The following is a 24221-nucleotide window of genomic DNA, read 5'->3' as shown; positions in this document are numbered from 1 at the left end:
GCGGGGCGTCGTCAGTCCCCGGCTGGGACCCGCCCCGCCAATCGGAGGAAGGCACTCACGGCGGGTGTCCGGACGCTGTCGTGGCGCACGAGCAGGCCGATGCTCCTCGTGACCGGTGTCGGGAACCGGCGGACCCGGGCGCCGTTCGCCGCAGCCCAGTCGGCGAGACGCTCGGGCACCACGGTCAGCCCGACGCCGGCGGTCGCGAACCGCGTGAGCGCGTCGCGCTGGGTGGTCACGATGACCCGCGGTGGCTGCACGCCGAAGCGGGCGTAGGCCTCGTCGGTCACGGCGCGCATCGACGTCCCGCGCGGCAGGGTCACCAGGGTGTGTGCGGCCAGCTCGTCGCCGGTGATGGTCGGCGGCGTGTGCTCGGCCTCGCGCTCGGCGACGGTCCTGAGGCCGGGGAGGACGATCGCGAACCGCTGTTCCTCCAGGAGCCGCACCTCGACACCGGGGCCGGCGGTGGCCACATCGGCCACGCCGAGGTCGATGCGCCCGAGGTCGACGGCGTCGAGCAGTTCGGCGGAGTCGACGGCGCCCGTGACCTCGATGCGGACGTCGGGGTGCGCGGCGTGGAACCGGGCGACGAGCTCCGGGACGTGGGTCGCGACGAGCGAGGGGAGCGCGCCGATCCGGAGCGTACCGGCGGTGAGCGCCTGCTGGGCGTCGGCGAGTGCACGGAGCCCGTTCGCCTCCTGGAGCATCCGCCTCGCCGGGCCGAGCACGGACCGTCCGGCGTCGGTGACCTGCATGCGCCGACCGACCCGGGTGAAGAGCGCGAGCCCGAGGTCGGTCTCGCAGCGTTGGATGCGTCTCGTGAGCGAGGGCTGCGAGATCCGGAGGACGTCGGCAGCTGCGGCGTACGAGCCGTAGTCGACGACCGCGACGACCGCTTCCAATTGCTCCAGGTTCATGCGTCGTGGGTCCGGATCATGCCTCCACGCTACCGACACCTGCTGGAGATGCCTGGGCGCCGGGGCCCACCCCGCAACAGGACGCTTCGCCGCGGAAGCTCCTGCCCCGGGGCGGATCTCCTGCCGGGGCCTACCGAGCGCAGGCTTCGAAGACGTGGGCGGGGTCGCCGGCCGTCCGGAGGTCGCGGTCGCGCAGGATCGTGGAGAACGGGACCTGCGGATCAGCGCACACCTCGTCGAAGGTGCCGCGCAGGTCGTCGGTGTACTCGATGTCCAGCACGGCGCCTCCGTACACCTCGGTGTAGGTGGCGCACTCGTCGAAGCGGTGGCACTCCTCCGCGACGGCGAAGTCGAACCCGACGTCGTCCCGTCCTCGCGTGCCCAGCTCGGCGGCGTTCTTCTGCCCGATGAGGAGGCCCGCGTCGTGTGCGAGGTCGGCGTACCGGGTGGCGAGGGCGATCGCGTCCTCCACGGTGAGTCGACCGTCGGACCGGGTGTACGAGTCGAGGTTGTCGATCTCGACGGCGTCGAAGCCGGCCTCCGCGCAGCGGGTGATGCTCGCACCGACCCGCTCGGCGATGCGCGCGCGACGGTCGTCGGTGGAGAGGTCGAAGATGAGTTCGTCGGGCCAGTTCTCGTCGATGACCGGTTCACCGGCGTCGTCGGTGAGGACGAGGTCCGGCTCGGCCAGCCAGGCCTCGCGATCGGCCGGCTGGCTCTGGAACCCGTTGACGTAGCAGATCGAGTACCGGTCGGGGTCGGGGGAGTCGGTGCTGTCGCGGGCGACGCCGCCCACGCCGGCCGCCGGCTCGTAGCCGCCACCGAGCTGGTAGTCGAAGACGACGTCCGTGGGGAACCCGCCTGCCGAAGGAGCCGACTCGGCGCCGGAGCGTGCACCGCTCGGGAAGGTGGAGCAGCCGGCGGCGGTGACCGCGAGCAGGAGGGCGGCGCCCGCCGCGATGAGTAGGTGCGCGCGACGGGGGAGACGGGTCATGGCTCCAGCCTAGGTCGCGGTCCCGTCCCCTGGTCGCCGCTCAGCCGGTACCGTTGGGGCATGAAGTATCTGGTGTTGTTCTCCGCGGGTGCCGCGCTCATCGTGCTCGGGGTCGTCTTCGCGTTGCTTCTGGAGCTGCCGGTCGGGTTCCGGATCGCCGGGCTCGTCGCCATGCTCCTCGGCACCGTCGTCATGGGTGTGAACATCGGTCTCCAGTTCTTCGACCGCCGCAAGGAGCGCGCACGTCGGCTCTGAACCCTGACTGCGCAACCACCTGACCCGGTCGGTTCCCCGGCGTTACCCTCGATGGAACCCACCTCCACCGAGGCGGGACGACGACAACCCGGAGGCATCGTGGCGCGCGCGCTCTTCATCATCGACGTACAGAACGATTTCACCGAGGGCGGTGCGCTCGGCGTGGACGGCGGCGAGGCCGTCGCCGCGGGGGTCACGCAGCTGTTGGCCGAGCACGGGGCCGATTACGCGCACGTGTTCGCCTCACGCGACTGGCATGATGCCGAGGGCGACAACGACGGTCACTTCGCGACGGGTGAGCCCGACTACGTGACGAACTGGCCGGTGCACTGCGTCGCGGGGAGTTCAGGCGCCGAGTACCACCACGCGCTCGACACCAAGAGCGTCGACACCCACATCCGCAAGGGCCAGGGCGCCCACGGATACTCGATCTTCGAGGGCGTGACGCCCGAGGGGCTGAGCCTCGACGAGGTCCTCACGGATGCCGGCATCACGGAGGTCGACGTCGTGGGTCTCGCGACCGACTACTGCGTCCGCCGGAGTGCGCTCGACGCCATCGAGCACGGCCTGCAGGTCCGCGTCCTCGCAGGTCTCGTCGCGCCCGTCGACCGGGCCGCCGGGGATGCGGCGCTCGCCGAGATCGCTGAAGCCGGGGGAGTCGTCGTCCTCGCCTGAACTCCGTCGCCGGGCACCCGACGCAGATAGTAAGCTAGCTGCATATTATTCGGAGCAGGGCGAGAACGGGGCGCGCGCATGACGCACGGACGACACGGCGGAACGCAGACGGACGCGGACACCCGGACGCAGCAGCGGGACCGTGCGGGTGCGCCGCGGTGGCTGCGGGTCCTGCTCCCCGCGGTCCTCATCCTCCTCTGGCTCACGGCCGCCGGCGTCGGCGGTCCGTACTTCGGGAAGGTGAGCGAGGTCGCGACCAACGACCAGACGAGCTTCCTCCCCGCGAGCGCGGATGCGACCGAGGTGCAGACGGCACTCGACGGATTCCGGGAGGGTGACGACATCCCGGCCCTCGTGCTGTTCGTCCGCGACGGCGGGATCACCGACGAGGACCGGGCAGCGATCGACGACGAGCTCTCAGCCCTGTCCTCCACCGAGGGCGTCGCCGACGGCGTCTCTCCGGCCATCCCCTCCGAGGACGGCGACGCGGTCGAGGTCTTCGTCCCGATCAGCGGCGACGCTGAGGTCGGCGACGTCGTCGAGGCCCTTCGTGCACAGCTCGCCGAAGCTGCCCCGGCGGGCCTCGACGTCTTCGTCACCGGCCCGGCAGGGTTCACCGCCGACCTCACCGACGCCTTCGCCGGCATCGACGGCATCCTCCTCCTGACCGCGCTCGGCGCCGTCTTCCTCATCCTCATCGTCGTGTACCGCTCGCCGGTCCTCCCGTTCCTCGTGCTCGGCACCTCGCTGTTCGCCCTCTGCACCGCACTCCTCACCGTGTGGTGGTTGGCGAAGGCCGGCGTCGTCCTGTTGAACGGGCAGGTGCAGGGCATCCTCTTCATCCTCGTGATCGGTGCGGCGACCGACTACTCACTGCTCTACGTTTCGCGGTACCGGGAGGCCCTCCGCGACCACGAGCGGCGGTGGGATGCGACGTGGGCTGCGCTCCGCGGATCGTTCGAGCCGATCGTCGCGTCGGGCGGCACCGTCATCGCCGGTCTGCTCTGCCTGTTGCTCAGCGACCTGAACTCGAACAAGGCGCTCGGACCGGTCGCCTCGATCGGGATCGTCTTCTCGGTCCTCGCGGCGCTCACCTTCCTGCCGGCGCTCCTGCTGGCCTGCGGTCGCACCTCGTTCTGGCCGTTGCGCCCGAAGGTCGGGAGCGAGCACCGGGTGCGCGCCTCGTCGACCGACGACACCGCCGTGCCGACCACCGGCCTGTGGGGTGGGATCGCCCGCCTCATCTCCCGTCACGCCCGCGTCGTCTGGATCGGGAGCACCCTGCTCCTCCTGGTCGCGAGCCTCGGCGTCTTCCAGCTCAAGGCGGACGGCGTCGCCCAGAGCGACCTCATCCTCGGCACGTCCGAGGCCCGCGACGGTCAGGCCGCCCTCGGTGAGCACTTCCCGGCCGGTTCGGCGAGCCCCGTGTACGTCCTCACGCAGGAGGGCGATGCCGCGCAGGTCATCGGGATCCTCGAGAAGGCCGACGGTCTCGACAGCGTCCAGGTGCTGTCGAGCGACTCCGCGACGGGCGCCGCGGATGCGACGGTGAGCGACGGGGAGGCGGTGTTCACGGCTCCCGCCGCGGGACCCCCGGGGACCCCGGTGGCGTCCGCCGAACCGACGGTCGACGACGGCCGCATCCTGCTCCAGGCGACGCTCGACGCGGCCCCGGACTCCGCGTCGGCGGAGGAGAGCGTGCGACAGTTGCGCTCGACCCTCGACGCCGAGGTCGGCACCCACACACCCGTCGGCGGCGTCACGGCGACCGCCATCGACTCGAACGACGCGTCCATCCACGACCGGAACCTCATCATCCCCGTGGTGCTCGCCGTCATCCTCCTCATCCTCATGCTGCTGCTCCGCTCGGTGCTCGCCCCGGTCCTGCTGATCCTCAGCGTGGTGGTGTCCTTCGGGGCGGCCCTCGGGGTCTCCGCGCTCGTGTTCAACCACGTGCTCGGGTTCCCGGGCGCGGATCCGAGTGTGCCGCTCTACGGCTTCGTCTTCCTCGTGGCGCTCGGGATCGACTACAACATCTTCCTCATGACGAGGGTCCGCGAAGAGTCGCTGCGGGTCGGAACGAGGGCCGGCGTGCTGCGGGGGCTGGCGATCACGGGTGGCGTGATCACCTCGGCCGGACTCGTGCTCGCGGCCACGTTCGCGGCGCTGGGCGTCATCCCGATCCTGTTCCTCGCGCAGATCGCGTTCATCGTGGCGTTCGGGGTCCTCCTCGACACGATCATCGTCCGGACGCTGCTCGTCCCAGCCCTCAGTCACGACATCGGGAGCGCCATCTGGTGGCCGTCGAAGCTCGCGAAGGGTCGGGTCGAGCACCGGCACGCGGCCTGACCGAGGGGGTCGCGGGGGAACCGTCTCCGGCCACTGAGCTCACCTTCCGGTCACTGAGCGCCCCTTCCGGTCACTGAGCTTGTCGAAGTGCCCCGGACAGGTCCTCCGCAGCGAGTACCCTGACCCAGGACGGCTAGCCTTGCTCGGCGAGGAACGCCAGCACGGCGTCCTTGAACGCCCGCGACGAGACCGCGTTGAAGTGTTCGCGGCCGGGCAGCCCCACGTAGCGGGCACTGGCGGCTTCGGCGAGCCGCCGACTCCCGGCGGCGACCGCGTCGTCGTCTCCGGTCACGAGCAACATGGGCAGTGGCGGCACCTCGGCCGTGCTCGGCTGCGGTCCTCCGCGGAGGCCGTCCACCAGGGCGATGAGCGCCTCAACGTCGTTGCCCGGGACGCCCTCGGCCATCGTCACGTACGTGTCGGTGAGGGCGTGGGCGATCGTCGTCCCGGTCCTCACGTGGTGACGGGCCGCCTCCAGGTCGAAGTCGCGGAGCGAGTCGCCCTCGGGGAGGCCGCCGAGACTGAGGGAGCGCACGCGGTCGGGGTGCCGGACGCCCAGCCGCCAACCCACCCGGGAGCCCAGCGAGTACCCGAGGTAGTGCGGCTCGTCGACGCCGTAGCCGTCGAGGACGGACAGGACGTCGTCGACGAGGATGTCGAGGCGGTATGCGGCCGGATCCGTCGGTTTGTCCGAGGCTCCGTGACCGCGTTGGTCGAGGGTCAGCAGGCGGTACCCGGCGCGCGTGAGCGTGCGTGTCCACCCGGCGAGGTCCCAGTTGAGTCCGGCGCTCGAGGCGAAGCCGTGCACTGCGATGATCGTGCCGAGGTCGCCTGTGCCCGGAGCCGGTTCGTGGAGGTACGTCGCGATCCGGATACCGTCCGTCGACATGACGTAGGTGGGTGCGGTCGGGGCAGGCTGAGGAAGCACCCGTCAACGATACCCGCGGTGGCACCGCGCAGGCTCAGTCGACGGCGACCGGTCGTGGTCCCTGCTGCATCATCTCGGAGAGGTACGGGGCGACGACGCTCGTGGAGATGCGGCAGTCGAGCAGGAGGACGCCCTGCGCTCCGGCGTGGACCCAGTCGGTGAGTCCGTCGAGGTCCGCGAGCGTGTCGATCGTCACGCCCTGGCCCCCCAAGGCCCGCGCGAGGGCGGCGAAGTCGACCTCGTCGATGAGCATCGGGGTCTGGTCGAGTCCACGCGAGCCGTACTGGTGGACCTCGGCTCCGTAGGCCGCGTCGTTGAAGACCACGATCACGCCGCTCGGCACCGTGCGGATGACGGTGTCGAGGTCGGGGAGCGCCATGAGGCCGCCGCCGTCGCCGGTGCAGAGGACGGTGGTGCCCGTGTGCCCGGCCGCCGCGGCACCGACGGCGCTCGGGAACCCGAGTCCGATCGACTGGTACGCCGTCCCGACCATGACGAGGCGGTCGGGGGAGGGGATGTCGAAGTACATCGGCGCCCAGCCGATGAAGTGGCCGCCGTCCTGCACGACCGTGCGGTCGGCCGGGAGCAGCTCGTCCAGTCGGTGCGCGACGCTTCGTGGGTCGAGGCGCCCGTCCGCGCACAGCCCGTCGCCGGTCGAACCGTCACCCAGGTCGCGGTCGAGGTGCGGTGCTGGGCGGGCGCGGCCGGCCGACGCGACCCATCCGGACCCCGCGCTGTCGGAGAGCCGTTCCAGGAGACCTGCGGCTGCGAGGGCCGCGTCACCGTGGATGAGCTCGTCGACCCTGGCGTTCGTCGGGGCGTCTGCGAGGTCGACCTGGATGACGTGCGCATCGGCGGAGAAGGCCTCGCCGAACCGCATCGTGAACTGGTTGAGGCCGGCGCCGACGACGAGCACGACGTCCGCTTCGGCGATGCGTGTCGCGGCGTGCTCCGTCGCGAAGCCGCCGGCCACCCCGAGATCACGGGGGCCGGAACCGAAGAGCCCGCGTCCGAGCGCCGTGGTGGCGGTGTGGGCGTCGAGCCGCTCGGCGAGCTCGCCGAGGACGGGTCCGGCGTCGGCCAGCCAGGCTCCACGCCCGGCCAGGATGAGCGGACGGTGTGCGCTGCGCAGGGCGGCGGCGGCGGTGTCCAGGCGCCGTGCGACGGGCTCCACGCGGGACGGCCGGACGAGCGCCGGGTGGTGTGGTGTCCCGTCCGCCCGCAGCGGCTCGTCGGACGCCACGGCGGCGAGGTCGTAGGGGATCGCGAGCACGACCGCGGTCCGGCGGTGGACGGCGTGCTCGATGGCCCGCAGCGTGGTCGCGGTGGCGTCGTCACGACCGACGGTGAAGGTGGGGGCACCGAGCCCGGCGGCGATCTGGAACTGGTCGACGTCCCAGGGGCGGGCACCGGTGGTCGGGGCGTCACCGACGACGAGGACCAACGGGATCTGGGCCATCACCGCCTCCGCGAGGGGTGTCAGGGTGTTGGTGAATCCGGCTCCGTAGGTCGCGGTCGCGGCAGCGAGACCGCCGCCCGCGCGGGCGTAGGCGTCGGCTGCGGCGACACCGCCGGCCTCGTGCCGCATGGCGGTGAAGCGGGTCGTGGTCGAGGCGAGGGCGTCGAGGAGGTGCGCGTTGCCGTTGCCCATGACGCCGAACACCTCGGAGACATGGCGGCTGAGTGCCTGTGCCACCCGGGCGGAGACGGTGGAGGAGCGGATCGACGTGAGAACGGTCGACGAAGCGTGTTCGGACATGGGAGACCTTCGAGAACGTGGACGGATGGGATTCCGTGTGTGTCTCGCCGGTGCTGGCCGCGCTATCGCCCTTTTTTCGAGCAACGACCCCGTGTTGCGGAGTCTGACGAGCACACTCTACTCCGCGGTGACCGCGCTGCACAGTGCGGCCGCGACAGCATCCGCTCCACATGCGTGACGCCTGCCGGGCAGTCGGACCCGGGTTCGATCGAGGCTTGCTCCATGACCCACATCGTGCAGGCCAATGCGGCCGAAGACCTCCTCGCCCTCATCCCCGGACTCGTCGGAAGCACTCCGAGATCGAGTCTCGTCGTCGTCCTGTTCGCGGGCCGTCACAGCCGCGGCGCACTCCAGGTGCACCTGCCGGCCGGAACGGACGTCGACCGGCAGGTGGCGGACGCCGCCGCGGAGCGCGCCCTCGGATTCGCCTGCCGGGCCCCGGGTGTCGACGCCATCGTGCCCGTGGTCTACACGGACGACGCGTTCGGAGCAGGGGCGGAGCCGCCGGGCAGGACCATCGCCGACGCGGTCCTCGAGCTGGCGAGTGCACAGGGGTTCACGGTCAAAGACGCGCTCTGCTCGGCCGCTGACGGCTGGGGCTCCTACCTCGACCCTGGACTCCCCGCCGGAGGGCGCTCGCCGGGGATCGTGGCCTCGGCGGCGGTCCCGCCGGTCCCGCCGCTCCCGTGGGAGCTCGTCACGACCGAGGTCCCGCGGGTGGACGTGGCGACGTTCGCAGCCGTCGACCTCGAGTACCGGGTGCTCTGCGCTCGACTGGCCTCCATGCTCGACGCGGCCGCCGATCACGCGCGCACGACCTGGCGGATCGACGTCGGAGACGCCGTGGAACGACTCGACGGCCTTCCTGCGGTCTTCGAGGACGCGCTCGCCCGCGGCGTCGATGCGATGACCGCTCGGGAAGTGGCCTTCCTGTTGCTGAGCCTGTCACGCCCGTGGGCGAGCGATCTCGCACTCATGCAGTGGGCGTTCGGGCGCGAGCTGGGCGAGGAACTCGACGACGCCGAACGCGCGTACGGGCATCTGCCGGTCGGGACGGACGACCCGGAGGTGTTCCACCGGGTCGCCCACCTGCTGGTCGGCGACGGACCGCATCCCGACGTCCAGCGCATCCGTGCGGCGAGCAGCCTGCTCCTCGGCGTCGCGGCGCGAGCGTCGGAGCCGGCACGCGTCGCGCCGCTCGCCATGCTCGCCTGGCTGTCGTGGGCGCTCGGTCAGAGCACGCGCACGGCCGCCTTCCTCACCGAGCTGATCGACGAGGAGCTGGACCACCCGCTGGCGGCGACCGTCGGTTCGCTGATCCGCCAGGGGCACCTCCCGGCCTGGGCGTTCTGCAGCACCCCGGGAACACGCGAAGGCGTCGCCGCCCCCAGCGATCAGCCCGCCGCGTGACGCTCGAGGAAGTCGTAGACCTCGGAGTCGTCGACGCCGGGGAAGGTGCCGCTCGGCAGCGGGGAGAGGATGTGGGTGTGCAAGCGGGCGCTCGGCCAGGCCTGCTCCCGCCACTTGTCGGCGAGGTCCGACGGCGGTCGACGGCAGCAGGTCGGGTCCGGGCAGGTGGAGACCGCACGCGTCGTGGTCTCCCGTCCGCGGAACCACTTCGCCTCGCCCCAGGGCACGCCGACCGAGATCGAGAACTCCCCGGCCTCGGTCGTGCCGGTCTGCGTCGCGCACCAGAAGGTACCGGCCGGGGTGTCGGTGTACTGGTAGAGCTCCGTGGTGCGGTTCGTCCGCGCGAAGGCGTTCCGCGCGCTCCACTTCCGGCACACGATCTGGCCCTCCACCGCGCCCGTCACGTCGACGGGCAGCGGCAGCGCATCGTTCTCATAGGCCTTCGAGATCGCCCCGTCCTCGGAGACCCGCAGGAAGTGCAGGCGCATGTCGAGCCGGGCGGTCGCCAGGTTGGTCAGGCGCAGCGCCGCGGCCTCATGGGTGACCCCGAAGGCGTCGCGGAAGTCCTCGACGGCCAGGTTGCGATCGCGCTTGGCCTGCTGCAGGAACGACACCGCGGCCGTCTGCGGCATGAGCGCCGCCGCAGCGAAGTAGTTGATCTCGAGCCGTTGCCGGAGGAACTCGGCGTAGCTCGTCGGACGCTGGTGCCCGAGCAGGCGGTGCGCCATCGCCTGCAGGGCCATGGACCGCAGGCCGTGCCCGCCGGGGATCGACGCCGGTGGCAGGTAGATGCGCCCGTTCTCGAGATCGGTGACGCTGCGCGCGGAGTGCGGCAGGTCGTTGACATAGATGAGATCGAAGCCGAGCTGTTCCGCCATGATGCTCACCGTGCGGTGGGTGAGTGCGCCGGTGCTGTGTCCGGCACGCAGCACTCGCGACTCCGCGAGTTCCTCGATCTCGGGCAGGTGGTTGTCACGCTCCCGCATCCACTCCCGCAACTCGGTGTTGGCACGCCGCGCCTCCTCCGGGGTCGCGATCGCCTCGCTCGCGTGCCGCTGCAGTTCGCGGTGCAGGCCCACGAGTGCGCGGAGGGCCTCGTCGGGGATGCCCTTCGACGGTTTGACGATCGGCAGGGTCAACTCGCCGTAGAGGGCACTGCGCTGGAGGCGGTCCAGCTCGATCTCCAGCGCCGCGCGGGGGTTCGGTGCCTCCTTCGACAGGAGGTCGGTCAGGTCGACCCCGAGCGCGGTCGTCAGCTCCTGCAGCACCGACAGCTTCGGCTCGCGCTTCCCGTTCTCGATGAGGGAGAGCTGGCTCGCCGCCAGCCCGACCCGTTCGCCGAGGTCGTCGAGGGTGAGGCCTCGCCGGGTCCGGAAGTGCCGGATCCGATGGCCGAGCGTGAGGAGCTCGGCGGCGGCGTTCGAGGCAGGAGTCGGCGTCATTCCTTCACCGTATCGAAAGAACCGCGATTCTTGAAGGAGGACAGGCCATCAAGATCGACCGAAACGGGCGCATGGTGGCTCTACGACCACTTCTTGACCGTCCCACCAACGCCGGAGGAACGCATGTCCATCGCAGCACTGATTCCCGATACCGCACCCGCTCCCGCCGCCGGCGTGGGGCTCCGAGCGGTGCCGCGCCCGAAGCGGACCGGCCTCGACGAGCTGCACGCCTGGGTCGACGAACTGGCGGCCCTCCTGGAGCCGTCCGCGATCCACTGGGTCGACGGCTCCGCGAGTGAGTCGCACCGGCTCACCCACCAGCTCGTCGAGGAGGGGAAGCTGATCAAGCTCAACCCGGAGTGGCGGCCGAACAGCTTCCTCGCCCGCAGCGATCCGCGCGACGTCGCGCGCGTCGAAGACCGCACCTTCATCTGCTCCGAGCAGGAGGAGGACGCCGGCCCGACGAACAACTGGCGGGATCCCGCGGTGATGCGCGACGAATTGCACGGGGTCTTCGCCGGCAGCATGCGCGGTCGCACGATGTACGTCGTACCGTTCTCGATGGGCGCGGTCGGCGGGCCGCTCTCGCAGCTCGGCGTCCAGATCACCGACTCGGCGTACGCGGTCCTCAGCATGGGCATCATGACGCGGATGGGCGACCGCGTCCTCGAGCTCATCGCCGACGGACAGCCGTGGGTCCGGACCGTCCACTCGGTCGGCGCTCCGCTCGAAGCAGGGCAGGCCGACGTGGTCTGGCCGTGCAACGACACCAAGTACATCGTCCAGTTCCCGGAGACGCGCGAAGTGTGGTCGTTCGGTTCCGGCTACGGCGGTAACGCACTCCTCGCGAAGAAGTGCTTCGCGCTGCGGATCGCCTCGGTCATCGGACGCGACGAGGGTTGGTTGGCCGAGCACATGCTGCTGGTCCGGGTCGTCTCGCCAGAGGGCCGGGCGTTCCACATCGCCGCCGCGTTCCCCTCTGCCTGTGGCAAGACCAACCTCGCGATGCTGCGGCCGACGATCCCCGGGTGGACGGTCGAGACCCTCGGCGACGACATCGCGTGGATCCGGCCCGGCGACGACGGCCGTCTGTACGCCATCAACCCGGAAGCAGGCTTCTTCGGGGTCGCACCCGGCACGGGCGCCGGCACGAATGCGACAGCCGTCGACACCTTGTGGGGCAACACGATCTTCACCAACGTCGCGCTCCGCGACGACGGAGACGTCTGGTGGGAGGGACTGACCCCCGAGCCGCCCGCCCACCTCGTCGACTGGCAGGGGCAGGACTGGACGCCCGAGTCGGGGCGCCCGGCGGCCCACCCGAACTCGCGGTTCACCGTCGCGGCGGCGCAGTGCCCGTCGATCGCCGACGACTGGGACGCGGCCGACGGTGTCCCGCTCGACGCGATCCTCTTCGGCGGGCGTCGTGCCACGAACGTCCCGCTCGTGGTCGAGGCCAGCAGCTGGGAGCACGGCGTGTTCATGGGTGCGACGATCTCCTCCGAGCAGACCGCCGCCGCCGAGGGCACGGTCGGGGAGCTCCGTCGCGACCCCTTCGCGATGCTCCCGTTCTGCGGCTACAACATGGCGGACTACTGGAGTCACTGGTTGCGGGTCGGCGGTGCACTCGAGCACGGCAAGGCGCCGCGGATCTTCCAGGTCAACTGGTTCCGGAAGGATGCCGACGGCTCCTTCCTGTGGCCTGGCTTCGGCGAGAACTCGCGGGTCGTCGAGTGGATCGTGCGGCGGCTCGAGCACGAGGTCGATGCACGGGAGTCGGCGATCGGCCGGCTGCCCGTCCTCGACGAGCTGAACCTCGACGGCATCGACGTGCCGGACGCCGACCTCGACGCCCTGTTCGCCGTCGATCGCGAGTCCTGGCTCGTCGAGTGCGACCTCACCGAGTCCTTCTTCGACACCTTCGGCAACCGGGTCCCGGCCGCCCTCCGTGCGGAACTCGCCGCCCTGCGCTACCGCCTCCGGTCCTGATGCGTCCGCTCGCTCGCCCGACCACGGTCGGGCGAGCGGAGCGTCACACGAGGAGCTGGTGCTTCGCGAGTTCGCGGTAGAGCGGGACCTCGGTCACGAGGTCGCTGTGGGTGCCGACGCCGACCACCCGACCCTCCTCGAGGACGACGATCTGATCGCTGTCGACGACGGTCGAGAGCCGGTGCGCGATGACGATGAGCGTGCGTCCCGTCGCGACCGCGTCGATGGCCTCGCGCATCATCTGCTCGTTGACGCCGTCGAGGCTCGAGGTCGACTCGTCCAACAACAGGATCGGGGGAGCCGCGAGGATGGCGCGCGCGATCGCGAGGCGTTGCCGCTCGCCACCCGACAACATGATGCCGTCCTCGCCGACCGGAGCGGCGAGACCGAGCGGGTTGCGGTCGAGGACCCCGCCGAGGTTGACCGCGTGCAGCACGCGCTCGCAGTCGGCGTCGCTCGCATCAGGTGACGACAGCAGCAGGTTGTCGCGCAGCGTGCCGGCGAGGACCGGGGCGTCCTGCTCCACGTATCCGATCTGGTCCCGGAGGTCGGCGCGGGGGATCGTGCGGATGTCCACGCCGCCCAGGCGGATGGCTCCGGCCGTCGGGTCGTAGAACCGTTCGATGAGCCCGAGGATGGTGCTCTTGCCGGCGCCGGACGGTCCGACGAGCGCCGTGCGTCTGCCCTGCATCGCGGCGAAGGACACCCCACGGAGCACCTGACGACCGAGCGCGGACTGCGCCTCGGTGAGTCGGGCGGCATCGGCGGCGACGACCTCCGGCGCGCTGGTGCCCTCGCTCAGCGCCTCGGTGGCAAGCGCTTCCGCTGCGGCCCGTTCGCGCTCGATGACCGCCGCGTCCGGGTAGGCGAACTCGACCCCGTCGAACTCGATCGCCGGAGCGGACGCTGAGGCGGTCCCGGGACGTCCGACCCGCGCGGCGATGGCCGCGTCGTCGTCGCCCTCGTCGGGCAGGTCGAGGATCTCCTGGATCCGACCGAGTGCTCCGAGCGCCTGGTTGACGCTCGTGATCGCGCCGAAGGCCTGGCCGAGCGGCATGATCATCATGAACAGGAAGAGGATGAACGCGACGAGACTCGCGATGGTGATGGCCCCGGACGCGACGCGGAACCCACCGACGCCCAGGACGACCAGGAACGAGGTCTGCATGGCGATGCCTGCGACCGGGACGACCAGCGAGGAGATCTTCGCGATCCGCACGCCGACGCCGTAGACCTCCTTGGCCACGCCGTCCACCGCGTCGATCTCGCGGTTGGTCGCGTTGGACGCCCGGATGGTGCGGATGGAGCTGATGGCTCGCTCGACCGCGGCGGCGAGCTCACCCACCTTGGTCTGCTGCTCGCGGCTGGCGACGCGGATGCGTCCGCTCAGGGCGACGACGACGACGACCGAGACGATGACGACGAGGAGGGTGAGGCCGAGCAGGACGGGGTCGATGATCGCCATGGCGATGAGCGCGCCGAGGAAGGTGATGGCACCGCCGACGGCGTCCACGAAGCCCTGCGTCAGGACGGCGTAGAGCATGGTCGTGTCGCTGCCGACCCGCGAGACGAGGTCGCCCGTCCGGCGCGTGTCGAACTGGCTGATCGGCAGCCGGAAGATGCGCGCGATCAGCTGGCGCCGGGAGGAGTACACGACCCCGGTGCCGGCGCGCTGGAGGAGGTAGTGCTGGTACCCGCTGATGACGCCGGAGACCACGACGAGCCCGACGAGGAGCCACGCCAGGTTGCCGAGCGACCGGCCCGCCTCGACGACCCCGATCACCTGGCTGACGATGAGCGGCTGGGCGAGTGACGCGGCCGCTCCGATGACGCTCAGGATGATGACGACGATGAGGATCGAACGGTGCTCGAAGATGTACGGCATGAGCTGCTTGAGGCTCGCGCGGGGACCGTCGTCCTTCGGTCGGCTGAACGGGTTGCGGCTGCGGGCCGGGCGCGCTGGGGTGCTCATGGTGCTCTTCCTCCGAGGTGCGGTGCGCGGCTCCGAGACGTCCATGGCGACGGCGCACCGTGGTTCAACTCTAGGCGACGGTCGCACGCGCCGGGCCCGAAGCCGACGCACCGAGCGCGGACGCACCGAGGGCCGGTGCGCGGAGACGTCCTCCACGCACCGGCCCTCGGTGGTCGCCTCGATCAGGCGTCGATGTCGACGTCCTTGGTCTCCTTGGAGACGATGAGGGCGACGAGCGTGATCAGGGCCATCGCCGAGAGGTAGACGCCGACCCAGAACGGGCTGCCGCCGCCGGCGCTCCACAGCGCGACGGCGATGAACGGTGCGACCGCGGCACCGAGGATCGACGACACGTTGTAGGAGATCCCGGACCCGGTGTACCGCACGTTCGTGGGGAACAGCTCGGGCAGCAGGGCGCCCATCGGTCCGAAGGTGAACCCCATGAGGCTGAATCCGATGATGAGCCAGATCATGACCCCGGTGAACCCGGCGCCGAGCAACGGGACCCAGACGAGACCGAACACGAGGATCGCGCTCGTCACGACGATGAGCGTCTTGCGGCGTCCGTACTTGTCGGCGAAGGGACCGGACACGAGCGTGAAGATCCCGAAGAAGACCACGCCGGCGATGAGCATGAGCACGAAGGTCGTGTAGCTGTAGCCGAGCCCGGCGACCGGGGCGTCGAGTGGCGCACGGCCGTAGCTCAGGGAGAACGTCGTCATCAGGTAGAAGAGCACGTAGGTGGCGAGCATGAAGAAGGTGCCGAGGAGCAGCTTGCGCCAGTGCAGCTTGACGACGCTCGCGAGCGGCGACCGCTGCACCTTGCCCTGCTCCTTCGCGTTCGTGAACGCGTTGCTCTCGACGAGACGGAGACGGACCCAGAGGCCGACGATGACCATGACGACTGAGAAGAGGAACGGGATGCGCCAGCCCCACTCGAGGAACGCCTCGGACGGCATGGACGGGTCGTCGCTCGGCAGGATCGCCGCGATGATCAGGAACAGTCCGTTGGCGATGATGAAGCCGATCGGCGCACCGAGCTGCGGGAACGTCCCGAACAGGGCGCGCTTGCCGGTCGGCGCGTTCTCCGTCGCGACGAGGGCGGCGCCCGACCATTCGCCGCCGAGCGCGAAGCCCTGACCGATGCGGAGGATCACGAGGAGCAGCGGGGCGACCCAGCCGACGAGCTGGTAGGTCGGCAGCAGGCCGATGAGGAAGGTAGCGATCCCCATGGTGAGGAGGGCGCCGACGAGGGTCGCCTTCCGACCGCGTTTGTCGCCGAGGTGCCCGAAGATGACGGCACCGACGGGGCGGGCCACCATCGCGGCGCCGAACACGGCGAAGGAGGCGAGGAGACCCGCGGTCGGGTCCTCACTCGGGAAGAAGAGGTGCGGGAAGACGAGGACGGCGGCCGTCGCGTAGACGTAGAAGTCGTAGAACTCGATCGTCGTGCCGATGAGGCTGGCGAGGACGACTCGGGAGCGCGGATTGACCGGGGCCTTGGTGACTGGGGTTGCTTCGAGAGACATGCGTGCGCGTTTCGGTTCGGGAATGGACGCCGTCGAAGCATCAGCACCGGTCGCGCACGCCCGCCGACGACGGCAGGATCAGAGGTTCGCCCGCTTGTGGCAGGACCATGACACTGTACGCCGAAGTACGGCATTCCGGTATTCGGTTGCCCGGACGGGCGTATACCGATACCGGAATGCCGCGTGATGCGCCTCTGCTCGGGTCAGCCGCGCAGCTCGCGGAGGACGACCGCGGTCGCGACGGCGGCATCAGCGGCCTCCGCCCCCTTGTCCTCCTTCGACCCGGGCAGCCCTGCGCGGTCGAGCCCCTGCTTCTCGTCGTCGAGGGTGAGCACGCCGAAGCCGACGGGCTTGCCCGTCTGGATGCTGACCTGCGTGAGGCCACTCGTCGCGGCGTCGGAGACGTACTCGAAGTGCGGTGTGCCGCCACGGATGATGACCCCGAGTGCGACGACCGCGTCGGCCCCGGCCTCGAGGGCGGCCTTGGCGACGACCGGGAGTTCGAAGCTCCCGGGGACCCGCACGAGGCGGTGGTTGGCGCCGCTCGCATCGAGGGCCTTGACTGCTCCGGCGATGAGACCGTCGGTGATGGTCTCGTGCCAGGTGCCGGCGATGACGACGATGTCGAGGCCGGTGCCGTCGACGCTGATGGTGGGGGATCCTTCGCCGCTCATGCGGTCTCCTGTCTTCTTCCCTCGAGCGCGTCGAGGGGTTGGTGGTGTTCTCGCTCCTCGAGGGAATCGAGGGCGGCGGTGGACTACTGGTGGGGGTGCGGTTCGGGTGCGAGCTCGAACCCGATGCTGTGGCCCATGCGGTCGCGCTTCGTCTCGAGGTAGCCCTCGTTGAACAGGCCGACGCCGACCACCAGGGGGACGCGCTCGCTCACGGCGATGCCGTGGTTCGTGAGCTGTCGCTCCTTCTCCGGGTTGTTCGAGAGCAGGCGCACGGAGGTGATGCCGAGGTCCGTCAGGATCGCGCTCGCCGCCGTGTAGTCGCGGGCGTCGGCCGGCAACCCGAGCGCGAGGTTGGCGTCGAGGGTGTCGAGACCGTCCTCCTGCAACCGGTAGGCGCGCAGTTTGTTGACGAGGCCGATGCCGCGCCCTTCGTGCCCGCGCAGGTAGACGACGACTCCGCCGTGGCGCTGGATGGTGTCCAGAGCACTGTCGAGCTGCGGACCGCACTCGCACTTGAGCGAGCCGAACGCCTCGCCGGTCAGGCACTCGGAGTGGACGCGCACGAGCGCACCGGTGGCCTGCGGGTCGCCGGCGATGATGGCGACGTGGTCGGCACCGGTCCTGCGGTCGCGGTAGGCGCGCAACCGGAACGAGCCGTGCGTGGTCGGGACGGTCGTCTCCACCTCGAACGACACGTTCGACGATTCGGGGATGGCCGCCTGGGCGGCGCGTTCCTCGGCGCAGACCGCAGCCGCATCGGGGTTCTCCTCGAGGAAGGCGATGAGTGCGGCGATCGTCGTGACGAGCACGTCCTCCCGCTCCCCGAGCGCGATGAGGCCGGGCAGGCGCATCATCTCGCCGTCGTCGGCGACGATCTCGGAGATCGCCCCGACGGGGACGAGCCCCGCGAGCTTCATGAGGTCGACGGCCGCCTCCGTGTGGCCGTCGCGCTCACGCACCCCGCCGTCGACGGCGCGCAACGGGACGATGTGTCCGGGGCGCGAGAGACTGGCGGGCACGGACGCCGGGTCGGCGAGCACGCGCAGGGTGTGGGCGCGGTCGGCGGCGCTGATGCCGGTGCTGAGCCGGTCGGCCGCGTCGACCGTGACGGTGTACGCGGTGCCTCTGGGGTCCTCGTTGAGCGCGACCATCGGCGGGAGGGCCAGGCGGTCGGCGATCTCGTTCGTCATCGGCGCACAGATGAATCCGGAGGAGTGTCGGACCGTCCACGCGATCCACTCCTGGGTGGCGGACTCCGCGGCGAGGATCACGTCGCCCTCGTTCTCTCGGCCTTCGTCGTCGGCCACGATGACCGGTCGGCCCTGGCGGAGTGCCGCGAGGGCCTCCGGGATGCTGGCGATGCTCATGCGTTGCCCCTTCCGGTGCCGGTGGTGCCGACCGGGTCCGCGGACTGCGGATCCTGGCCGATGCTGCTGGGGAATGCCGACTCGAGACGGCTGAATGCGAGCATGCGCTCGACGTGCCGGGCGAGGATGTCGGTCTCGAGGTTCACACGATCGCCGGGGACGCGCTCACCGAGCGTCGTCGCGGCCAGCGTCTCGGGGATGAGGGACACCTCGAACCAGGCTTCCGGTGCGTCCGGTGCGCTGATGGCGCTGACGGTGAGCGAGACGCCGTCGACGGTGATGGATCCCTTGTCGACGACGAGCGGCGCGAGTGCCGCGGGGAGCGAGACGCGCACGACGCGCCAGGCCTCGCCGGGCACCGTGGCCAGGACGGTGCCGGTGCCGTCGACGTGCCCTTGGACGATGTGGCCACCGAGGCGGTCGCCGACGCGGGCCGCACGCTCGAGGTTGACCGGAGATCCGACCGTGACGCCGTCCAGCGAGCTCATCGCGAGGGTCTGGGCCATGACGTCGGCCGTGAACGTCTCGCCGGTCTGCTCGACGACGGTGAGGCAGACACCGCTCACGGCGATGGAGTCCCCGTGCCTGGTGCCCTCGAGGGCGAGCGGGCCGCGGACGGTGAACCGTGCCGAGTCCTCGCCGTGGTCGATGGCGACGATCGTGCCGAGTTCTTCGATGATGCCCGTGAACATGGGTGGTCCGTTCTCTGGGGGTCAGGCGGTGAGGTCGTGGGCGGCCGAGGCGGAGGCGCTGCGGTCGGGTGTCGTGATGACGAGGAGGTCGTCGCCGAGTGGTTCGACGCCGACGGTGGTGAGGCGGATCACATCGCCGATGGTGTCGACACCGAGGTCGCCGATCGCGAGGCGAGGGCCGCCGAGGAGCACCGGGGCGAGGTAGGTGAGGACCGTGTCGGCGAGTCCCGCGCGGAGGAACGCTGTGGCGATGGTCGGGCCGCCCTCGATGAAGACGCTCCGGACGCCCGCGGCGCGGAGCTCGGCTAACAGCGCAGCCGGATCATGCCCGTGGTGGACGACGACCGGCCGGGGGTGGCGGTGGACGGAGGCGTCCAGGGGGATCTGGCGATCGCCCATGACGACGGGCAGGGGCTGCTCGGGTAGGAGGTCGCCTCGGTCGTCGCGAGCGGTGAGGCTCGGATCGTCGGCGAGGACCGTCCCCGTGCCGACGAGGATCGCATCGTGGGCGGCCCGTCGACGGTGGACGTCGTCGCGTGCGGCATCGCCGGTGATCCAGCGGCTCGTGCCGTCGCTCGCGGCGATCCGCCCGTCGAGACTCGAGGCCCACTTCACCGTCACGAGCGGACGCCCGAGGCGGGCGGTGGTGAGCCAGTCACCGAGGAGGTCCTCCGCCGGTCCGGCGAGTACGCCGCCGACGACGGTGACGCCGCCGTCGCGGAGTCGTTCCGCTCCACCTCCGGAGTGGTGGCCGGGGTCGTCCACGGCGAACACGACGCGCTCGACGCCGGCCTCGAGGAGGGCGACGGCACACGGTCCGGTCCGGCCCGTGTGGTTGCAGGGTTCGAGGCTGACGACGGCGGTCGCGCCGCGGGCCGCTCCGGGCGCGAGGTGGGACAGGGCGTCGACCTCCGCGTGCGGGGTGCCGGCTCCACGGTGCCAGCCCTCGGCGAGCACGGTGCCGTCGGCGTCGAGGACGACGCAGCCGACGCGGGGGTTGACGCCGCGGGCCGGGCCGTTGGCGGCGAGTTCGAGCGCGCGCAGCATGGCCTGCTCCTCGCGGACACTCGCCTGCGGTGCCTCAGTTCCTGCGCTCATCTGTCCGTCATCTCGGTCGGTACTGACACGAGTTCCGGGGTCGCGGGCAGGTGCTCGCCGGCGTCGACGATCGGCCGACGCCCGTGCTTCCTTCCATCCGGACTCGAACGCCGCCTGCGAGCAGACGCGTTCATAACCGTCGGTCCTGGAGTTCCACCAGGTCAACCGGGCCTCGCTTGCGCGAGACACGGGTCGCGGACTATCACCGCCGGTTCGGACTCTCACCGACCCCGGAGCACGTTACGTGTTGTCGATTCTAGGTCAACGGGCTGAGTGGGTGCCCTATTCCCGGTTCGGATGACGCCCGGTTGCAGCGCCTGATGCGGCCGGGGTCAGCGCTGGGCGTCGTGCTGGTCGATCGCCGCGCGGGCGGTCCCCTCGTCGACCACGAGGTCGGAGATGAGCCCGCCCGCCAACGCCCCGAGGAGCGGGGGCACCTTGGCGGCTCCCGCGACCACGCAGATCCGACGGGAGACGCCGCGCAGCACGTCGAGATCGGGCCCGGACGCACGATTGTTGAAGGGGATGTCGCGCCAGGAACCGTCGGCGCGGAAGAACACGGTCGCGACGTCCCCGACCGCCCCGGCGCTCGCGAGCGCCTCGAAGTCGCTGTCGTCGAGGTAGCCGCCGACGTAGACGTGGCTGGGCACCCCCGAGAGCTGCGAACCGAGACCGAACAGCGCGACGTCCATGCGGCGTTGGATCTCGAGCACGCGTCGGATGCTGCGTTCCCGCCAGAGGGCCAGCTTGGTCGACGGGTCGTCGAAGAAGGCGGGCACCGCGAACTGCTGCGCGTAGGCCCCGTAGGCGTCCGCGTACCGATGCAGGATCTCACTCGCGTAGAGGATGCCCGAGGTGCGCGTGTTGGCCGCACCGTTCAGCTGGACGATCTGCGAGTTGTGGGTCCGCTTGGGGGTGAGGTGCCTCGCCACCGCACTCACGGTCGAGCCCCATGCCAGGCCGAGCGTCATGTTCGAGTCGAACACCGAGCCGAGAAAACGTGCAGCCGAGAGGGCGACCCGCTCCAGGCGGTCGATGTCGCTCGTGTGGTCGGGGACCGGGACGATGTGGGCGGTCACGCCGAACCGGTCGCGGAACTCCGCCTCGAGCCGCGACGGCATGTCGTGCGGGGAGCGCACCTGGATGTCGACGAGCCCGCTTTCCCGCGCATATCCGAGCAGGCGGGAGACCGACGACCGGGAGGTGTGGAGCTCCTGGGCGATGGCCTCCATGGTGAGGTCCTGCACGTAATACAGCTGTGCGGCGCGGAGCGCCTCGGCCGTCCGGTCCGGCTGGCTGAGCGCGTCTGCGAGCGACATCGGGTCTCCTTGCACGTTTGTTCACTAGGGCTGTTCAGAGTTGCAGCGGGTGTCACGATGTATTCAGTCACATCATTCAGCGGCGCGCAATCCCGGCAGCGTCGCGTACCAACCGCGAAGAAGCGAGGCATCTCATGTCCCTCAAGTCGTCAGCTCCCCGTTCCACCGTCCAGTCCGTCATCGACCGCCCGCAGGCGTCGGTGCTCATCATCGGCGGCGGCATCAACGGCATCGCGACCTTCCGCGACCTCGCGCTCCAGGGCGTCGACGTCACGCTCGTGGAACGCAACGACTGGGCCTCCGGCGCCTCCGCCGCGTCGAGCCACATGATCCACGGCGGCATCCGGTACCTCGAGAACGGCGAGTTCCGTCTCGTCCAGGAGTCGGTGCAGGAGCGCAACGGGCTCATCAAGATCGCCCCGCACTACGTGAAGCCGCTCGAGACCACGGTCCCGATCTTCTCGACCTTCTCCGGCATCCTCTCCGCACCGCTGCGCTTCCTCACCCACAAGCAGGGCAAGCCGCAGGAGCGTGGTGCGCTGCTCATCAAGGTCGGCCTCACCGCGTACGACTCCTTCTCCCGCGACGGTGGCAGCGTGCCGCGTCACCGCTTCCACGGCCGGAAGAAGTCCCTCGCCGACCTGCCGAAGATGAACCCGGGCCTCAAGTACACGGCGACCTACTACGACGCCTCCATGCACGACCCGGAGCGTCTCGCACTCGACGTCCTCATGGACGGCCTCGCCGCCGGCCCGCACGCCCGCGCCGTCAACTACGTCGAGGCGGTCGGCATGGGAGCCGACGGCGTCGAGCTCCGCGACACCGTCACCGGCCAGACCTTCACCGTGACGAGCGACGTCGTGGTCAACACCTCCGGCCCCTGGACCGACCTCACGAACGCCGGCCTCGGCGAGCCGACGACCTACATGGGCGGCACGAAGGGCTCGCACATCGTCCTCGACAACCCGGAGCTCTACGCGGCCACCAAGGGGCGCGAGATCTTCTTCGAGCACGAGGACGGCCGCATCGTCCTCATCTACCCGCTCAAGGGCAAGGTCATGGTCGGCACGACTGACATCGACGCCGACCCGAGCACCCCGAGCGTCTGCACCGAGGAGGAGGTCGACTACTTCTTCGACCTCGTGAAGCACGTCTTCCCGACCATCGCGACCTCGCGCGAGCAGATCGTCTACCGGTTCTCCGGCATCCGCCCGCTGCCGAAGCACGACGACGAGGCCCCCGGCTTCGTGTCGCGCGACTACCGGATCGAGCGTCGGGCCGCCGCTGCACGTCCGTCCACCACCGTGTTCAGCCTCGTCGGCGGCAAGTGGACCACCTTCCGGGCCCTCGCCGAGCACCTCAGCACGGACGTGCTCAACACCATCGGGGCCCCGCGCCCCGTGGAGACCCTCGGCCTCGCGATCGGCGGCGGCGCCGGCTTCCCCCGCACCGACTCGGCGACGCGCACCTGGGTCGCCGCGCACGAGGACGGCATCGGTGCCAAGCGTGCCGAGCAGCTGCTGGGCCGGTACGGCACGAAGGCCGCCGCACTCCTCGAGCACCTGTCCGAGCACGGCGACGACCGCTTGCAGGGCGCTGCCGACTACAGCGTGCAGGAGCTGGAGTTCCTCGTCGAGCAGGAGCAGGTCGTGCACCTCTCCGACGTGCTGCACCGTCGTACGAGCCTCGCCTTCACCGGATCGCTGACCGCCGGCCTCGTCGACGAGATCGCCCGCGTCGTCGGCGGTGTCCTCGGGTGGGACGACGCCGAGCGGGCCGCGCAGATCGCCGCAGCGCTCGACCGCCTACGCGACGCCCACCAGGTCGACCTCCGGGTCGACGCCGCCAAGGAGGCCCCGGCGTTCTCATAATGCACGAATGTGCAGGCAAGGCCCTTGTCCTGTGCAACAGGAGCTGGCTACCTTACAAGCAACTGGTCAGTGCAACCTCGCCCAGCGGGGGCTCGCGCCTCGGCGTCGGGCCCCACACGGCCACACCTATGAAAGGTCAATGAAGACATGAACCTCGGAACCATCTTCCTCTCCGAGACCGTGGGGACGGCGATGCTCGTACTCCTCGGTACCGGTGTGGTCGCCACGGCGATCCTCACGAAATCCAAGGGCCTCGGTGGCGGCTGGCTGCTCATCAACTTCGGTTGGGGCCTCGCGGTCTTCGCCGGTGTCACGGTGTCCTACGCCTCGGGCGGACACCTGAACCCCGCCGTCACGATCGGCTTCCTCACCACGGGGTCGATCGACTTCGGTACGGCGCTCGTCTACTGGGCGGCGCAGATGGTCGGTGCCTTCATCGGTGCCGTGCTGACGTACTTCGCCTTCAAGCAGCACTTCGACCAGGAGGAGGACCCGGGCAAGAAGCTCGGTGTCTTCTCGACCGGTCCGGAGATCCGCAGCTACGGCTGGAACCTCGTGACCGAGGTCATCGCGACCTTCGTCCTCGTCTTCGTCGTGATGTCCTTCGGCAAGACCGGCCCCGACGCGGTGGTCATCGAGGGCGTCCCCGGGGGACTCGCAGCCCTGGGCGCCCTTCCCGTCGCCCTGCTCGTCGTCGGCATCGGTGCCTCCCTCGGTGGCCCGACGGGCTACGCGATCAACCCGGCACGTGACCTCGGTCCGCGCATCGCCCACGCCCTCCTCCCCATCAAGGGCAAGGGCAAGAGCGACTGGTCCTACGCCTGGGTGCCGGTCGTCGGCCCCCTGCTCGGTGGTGTCCTCGCGGCCCTCGCCTCGATGGTGCTGCTCCCGGCCGTCTGATCTGACGCTGCGGCGGTGACCGGACACGATCACCGCCGCGGCACCCCGGGGTACCGGTTCCGGTGCCTCACCTCGCAACGC

The 24221-nt window shown here is 70.5% G+C and carries 19 protein-coding genes; 7 read left to right on the top strand and 12 right to left on the bottom strand.

Annotation, left to right across the window (positions count from 1 at the left end):
- Nucleotides 1-11: 11 nt before the first annotated feature.
- Entirely contained in the window at nucleotides 12-917 is a 906-nt protein-coding gene (locus GV015_RS16715) for a LysR family transcriptional regulator (RefSeq protein WP_159879479.1), read from the bottom strand.
- 130 nt (nucleotides 918-1047) lie between these two features.
- Nucleotides 1048-1911, bottom strand: coding sequence for an endo alpha-1,4 polygalactosaminidase (locus GV015_RS16710; RefSeq protein WP_159879478.1), 864 nt, complete (start codon nucleotides 1909-1911; stop codon nucleotides 1048-1050).
- Nucleotides 1912-1971: 60 nt separating this feature from the next.
- Between GV015_RS16710 and GV015_RS16705 the strand changes: the two genes are divergently transcribed.
- The 3 genes from GV015_RS16705 to GV015_RS16695 all read left to right on the top strand — a co-directional run bounded on the left by GV015_RS16705 (nucleotide 1972) and on the right by GV015_RS16695 (nucleotide 5190).
- A complete protein-coding gene (locus tag GV015_RS16705) occupies nucleotides 1972-2166 on the top strand; it encodes a hypothetical protein (RefSeq protein ID WP_079707354.1) in 195 nt (64 codons plus the stop codon).
- Between the two features lie 99 nt (nucleotides 2167-2265).
- Nucleotides 2266-2841, top strand: coding sequence for an isochorismatase family protein (locus tag GV015_RS16700; RefSeq protein ID WP_159880357.1), 576 nt, complete (start codon nucleotides 2266-2268; stop codon nucleotides 2839-2841).
- 78 nt (nucleotides 2842-2919) lie between these two features.
- Complete coding sequence (locus tag GV015_RS16695; protein WP_159879477.1) at nucleotides 2920-5190, top strand: efflux RND transporter permease subunit; 2271 nt, start codon at nucleotides 2920-2922, stop codon at nucleotides 5188-5190.
- A gap of 133 nt (nucleotides 5191-5323) precedes the next feature.
- Here the strand turns inward: GV015_RS16695 and GV015_RS16690 are convergent, their stop codons facing one another.
- Together GV015_RS16690 and GV015_RS16685 are read right to left on the bottom strand one after the other, a co-directional pair.
- Entirely contained in the window at nucleotides 5324-6118 is a 795-nt protein-coding gene (locus GV015_RS16690) for an alpha/beta fold hydrolase (protein WP_236555515.1), read from the bottom strand.
- A 34-nt stretch (nucleotides 6119-6152) separates the two neighbouring features.
- Entirely contained in the window at nucleotides 6153-7877 is a 1725-nt protein-coding gene (locus GV015_RS16685; protein WP_159879476.1) for a thiamine pyrophosphate-binding protein, read from the bottom strand.
- Between the two features lie 222 nt (nucleotides 7878-8099).
- On the opposite strand from GV015_RS16685, the gene GV015_RS16680 reads away from it, so the two are divergent.
- Nucleotides 8100-9287 (top strand): DUF4192 family protein, encoded by a 1188-nt coding sequence (locus GV015_RS16680; protein WP_159879475.1) that lies wholly within the window; start codon nucleotides 8100-8102, stop codon nucleotides 9285-9287.
- Here GV015_RS16680 and GV015_RS16675 read toward each other — a convergent pair.
- Nucleotides 9272-10729: a helix-turn-helix transcriptional regulator gene (locus GV015_RS16675; RefSeq protein WP_124769726.1), complete on the bottom strand. Its 1458-nt coding sequence runs from the start codon at nucleotides 10727-10729 to the stop codon at nucleotides 9272-9274. The genes GV015_RS16680 and GV015_RS16675 overlap by 16 nt on opposite strands.
- Before the next feature lie 123 nt (nucleotides 10730-10852).
- Here GV015_RS16675 and GV015_RS16670 point away from each other — a divergent pair, with 123 nt between their 5' ends.
- Nucleotides 10853-12718 carry a phosphoenolpyruvate carboxykinase (GTP) gene (locus tag GV015_RS16670; protein WP_159879474.1) on the top strand — a complete coding sequence of 622 codons (1866 nt, stop codon included), beginning with the start codon at nucleotides 10853-10855 and terminating at the stop codon, nucleotides 12716-12718.
- Between the two features lie 43 nt (nucleotides 12719-12761).
- Here GV015_RS16670 and GV015_RS16665 read toward each other — a convergent pair whose 3' ends face one another.
- The 7 genes from GV015_RS16665 to GV015_RS16635 form a co-directional block, all read right to left on the bottom strand.
- Complete coding sequence (locus GV015_RS16665) at nucleotides 12762-14690, bottom strand: ABC transporter ATP-binding protein (RefSeq protein WP_159879473.1); 1929 nt, start codon at nucleotides 14688-14690, stop codon at nucleotides 12762-12764.
- A gap of 182 nt (nucleotides 14691-14872) precedes the next feature.
- A complete protein-coding gene (locus tag GV015_RS16660; RefSeq protein ID WP_079707347.1) occupies nucleotides 14873-16219 on the bottom strand; it encodes an MFS transporter in 1347 nt (448 codons plus the stop codon).
- A gap of 203 nt (nucleotides 16220-16422) precedes the next feature.
- Nucleotides 16423-16893, bottom strand: a complete 471-nt coding sequence (gene ribH / locus GV015_RS16655; RefSeq protein WP_064294813.1) for a 6,7-dimethyl-8-ribityllumazine synthase — start codon at nucleotides 16891-16893, stop codon at nucleotides 16423-16425.
- Between the two features lie 83 nt (nucleotides 16894-16976).
- A complete protein-coding gene (gene ribA, locus GV015_RS16650) occupies nucleotides 16977-18260 on the bottom strand; it encodes a GTP cyclohydrolase II (RefSeq protein ID WP_159879471.1) in 1284 nt (427 codons plus the stop codon).
- Nucleotides 18257-18952 carry a riboflavin synthase gene (locus tag GV015_RS16645; protein WP_159879469.1) on the bottom strand — a complete coding sequence of 232 codons (696 nt, stop codon included), beginning with the start codon at nucleotides 18950-18952 and terminating at the stop codon, nucleotides 18257-18259. Before GV015_RS16645 ends, ribA begins: the two co-directional genes overlap by 4 nt.
- Before the next feature lie 21 nt (nucleotides 18953-18973).
- The gene (gene ribD / locus GV015_RS16640) at nucleotides 18974-20050 is read right to left on the bottom strand and encodes a bifunctional diaminohydroxyphosphoribosylaminopyrimidine deaminase/5-amino-6-(5-phosphoribosylamino)uracil reductase RibD (protein WP_236555514.1); all 1077 of its coding nucleotides are present in this window, start codon (nucleotides 20048-20050) and stop codon (nucleotides 18974-18976) included.
- Between the two features lie 332 nt (nucleotides 20051-20382).
- Nucleotides 20383-21369, bottom strand: a complete 987-nt coding sequence (locus tag GV015_RS16635) for a sugar-binding transcriptional regulator (RefSeq protein WP_064294816.1) — start codon at nucleotides 21367-21369, stop codon at nucleotides 20383-20385.
- Between the two features lie 134 nt (nucleotides 21370-21503).
- Between GV015_RS16635 and GV015_RS16630 the strand changes: the two genes are divergently transcribed.
- The gene (locus tag GV015_RS16630) at nucleotides 21504-23240 is read left to right on the top strand and encodes a glycerol-3-phosphate dehydrogenase/oxidase (protein ID WP_159879467.1); all 1737 of its coding nucleotides are present in this window, start codon (nucleotides 21504-21506) and stop codon (nucleotides 23238-23240) included.
- A gap of 147 nt (nucleotides 23241-23387) precedes the next feature.
- Complete coding sequence (locus tag GV015_RS16625; protein WP_079002885.1) at nucleotides 23388-24140, top strand: MIP/aquaporin family protein; 753 nt, start codon at nucleotides 23388-23390, stop codon at nucleotides 24138-24140.
- The last annotated feature ends 81 nt before the right edge of the window (nucleotides 24141-24221 follow it).

It is taken from the genome of Plantibacter sp. T3 (assembly GCF_902506515.1).
Taxonomy (GTDB): Bacteria; Actinomycetota; Actinomycetes; order Actinomycetales; family Microbacteriaceae; genus Plantibacter; species Plantibacter auratus.
The sequence above is the reverse complement of the archived record's forward strand: the minus strand, read 5'-3'. Positions and strand labels throughout refer to the sequence as shown.

What these genes read in the sequence shown, in the direction of transcription:
- GV015_RS16715 (WP_159879479.1), bottom strand. Translation starts at nt 917, where the DNA reads ATGAACCTGGAGCAATTGGAAGCGGTCGTCGCGGTCGTCGACTACGGC.
- GV015_RS16630 (WP_159879467.1), top strand. Translation starts at nt 21,504, where the DNA reads ATGTCCCTCAAGTCGTCAGCTCCCCGTTCCACCGTCCAGTCCGTCATC.
- GV015_RS16695 (WP_159879477.1), top strand. Translation starts at nt 2,920, where the DNA reads ATGACGCACGGACGACACGGCGGAACGCAGACGGACGCGGACACCCGG.
- ribD (WP_236555514.1), bottom strand. Translation starts at nt 20,050, where the DNA reads ATGAGCGCAGGAACTGAGGCACCGCAGGCGAGTGTCCGCGAGGAGCAG.
- GV015_RS16665 (WP_159879473.1), bottom strand. Translation starts at nt 14,690, where the DNA reads ATGAGCACCCCAGCGCGCCCGGCCCGCAGCCGCAACCCGTTCAGCCGA.
- GV015_RS16645 (WP_159879469.1), bottom strand. Translation starts at nt 18,952, where the DNA reads ATGTTCACGGGCATCATCGAAGAACTCGGCACGATCGTCGCCATCGAC.
- GV015_RS16680 (WP_159879475.1), top strand. Translation starts at nt 8,100, where the DNA reads ATGACCCACATCGTGCAGGCCAATGCGGCCGAAGACCTCCTCGCCCTC.
- GV015_RS16660 (WP_079707347.1), bottom strand. Translation starts at nt 16,219, where the DNA reads ATGTCTCTCGAAGCAACCCCAGTCACCAAGGCCCCGGTCAATCCGCGC.
- GV015_RS16705 (WP_079707354.1), top strand. Translation starts at nt 1,972, where the DNA reads ATGAAGTATCTGGTGTTGTTCTCCGCGGGTGCCGCGCTCATCGTGCTC.
- GV015_RS16710 (WP_159879478.1), bottom strand. Translation starts at nt 1,911, where the DNA reads ATGACCCGTCTCCCCCGTCGCGCGCACCTACTCATCGCGGCGGGCGCC.
- ribH (WP_064294813.1), bottom strand. Translation starts at nt 16,893, where the DNA reads ATGAGCGGCGAAGGATCCCCCACCATCAGCGTCGACGGCACCGGCCTC.
- GV015_RS16675 (WP_124769726.1), bottom strand. Translation starts at nt 10,729, where the DNA reads ATGACGCCGACTCCTGCCTCGAACGCCGCCGCCGAGCTCCTCACGCTC.
- GV015_RS16685 (WP_159879476.1), bottom strand. Translation starts at nt 7,877, where the DNA reads ATGTCCGAACACGCTTCGTCGACCGTTCTCACGTCGATCCGCTCCTCC.
- GV015_RS16670 (WP_159879474.1), top strand. Translation starts at nt 10,853, where the DNA reads ATGTCCATCGCAGCACTGATTCCCGATACCGCACCCGCTCCCGCCGCC.
- GV015_RS16635 (WP_064294816.1), bottom strand. Translation starts at nt 21,369, where the DNA reads ATGTCGCTCGCAGACGCGCTCAGCCAGCCGGACCGGACGGCCGAGGCG.
- ribA (WP_159879471.1), bottom strand. Translation starts at nt 18,260, where the DNA reads ATGAGCATCGCCAGCATCCCGGAGGCCCTCGCGGCACTCCGCCAGGGC.
- GV015_RS16625 (WP_079002885.1), top strand. Translation starts at nt 23,388, where the DNA reads ATGAACCTCGGAACCATCTTCCTCTCCGAGACCGTGGGGACGGCGATG.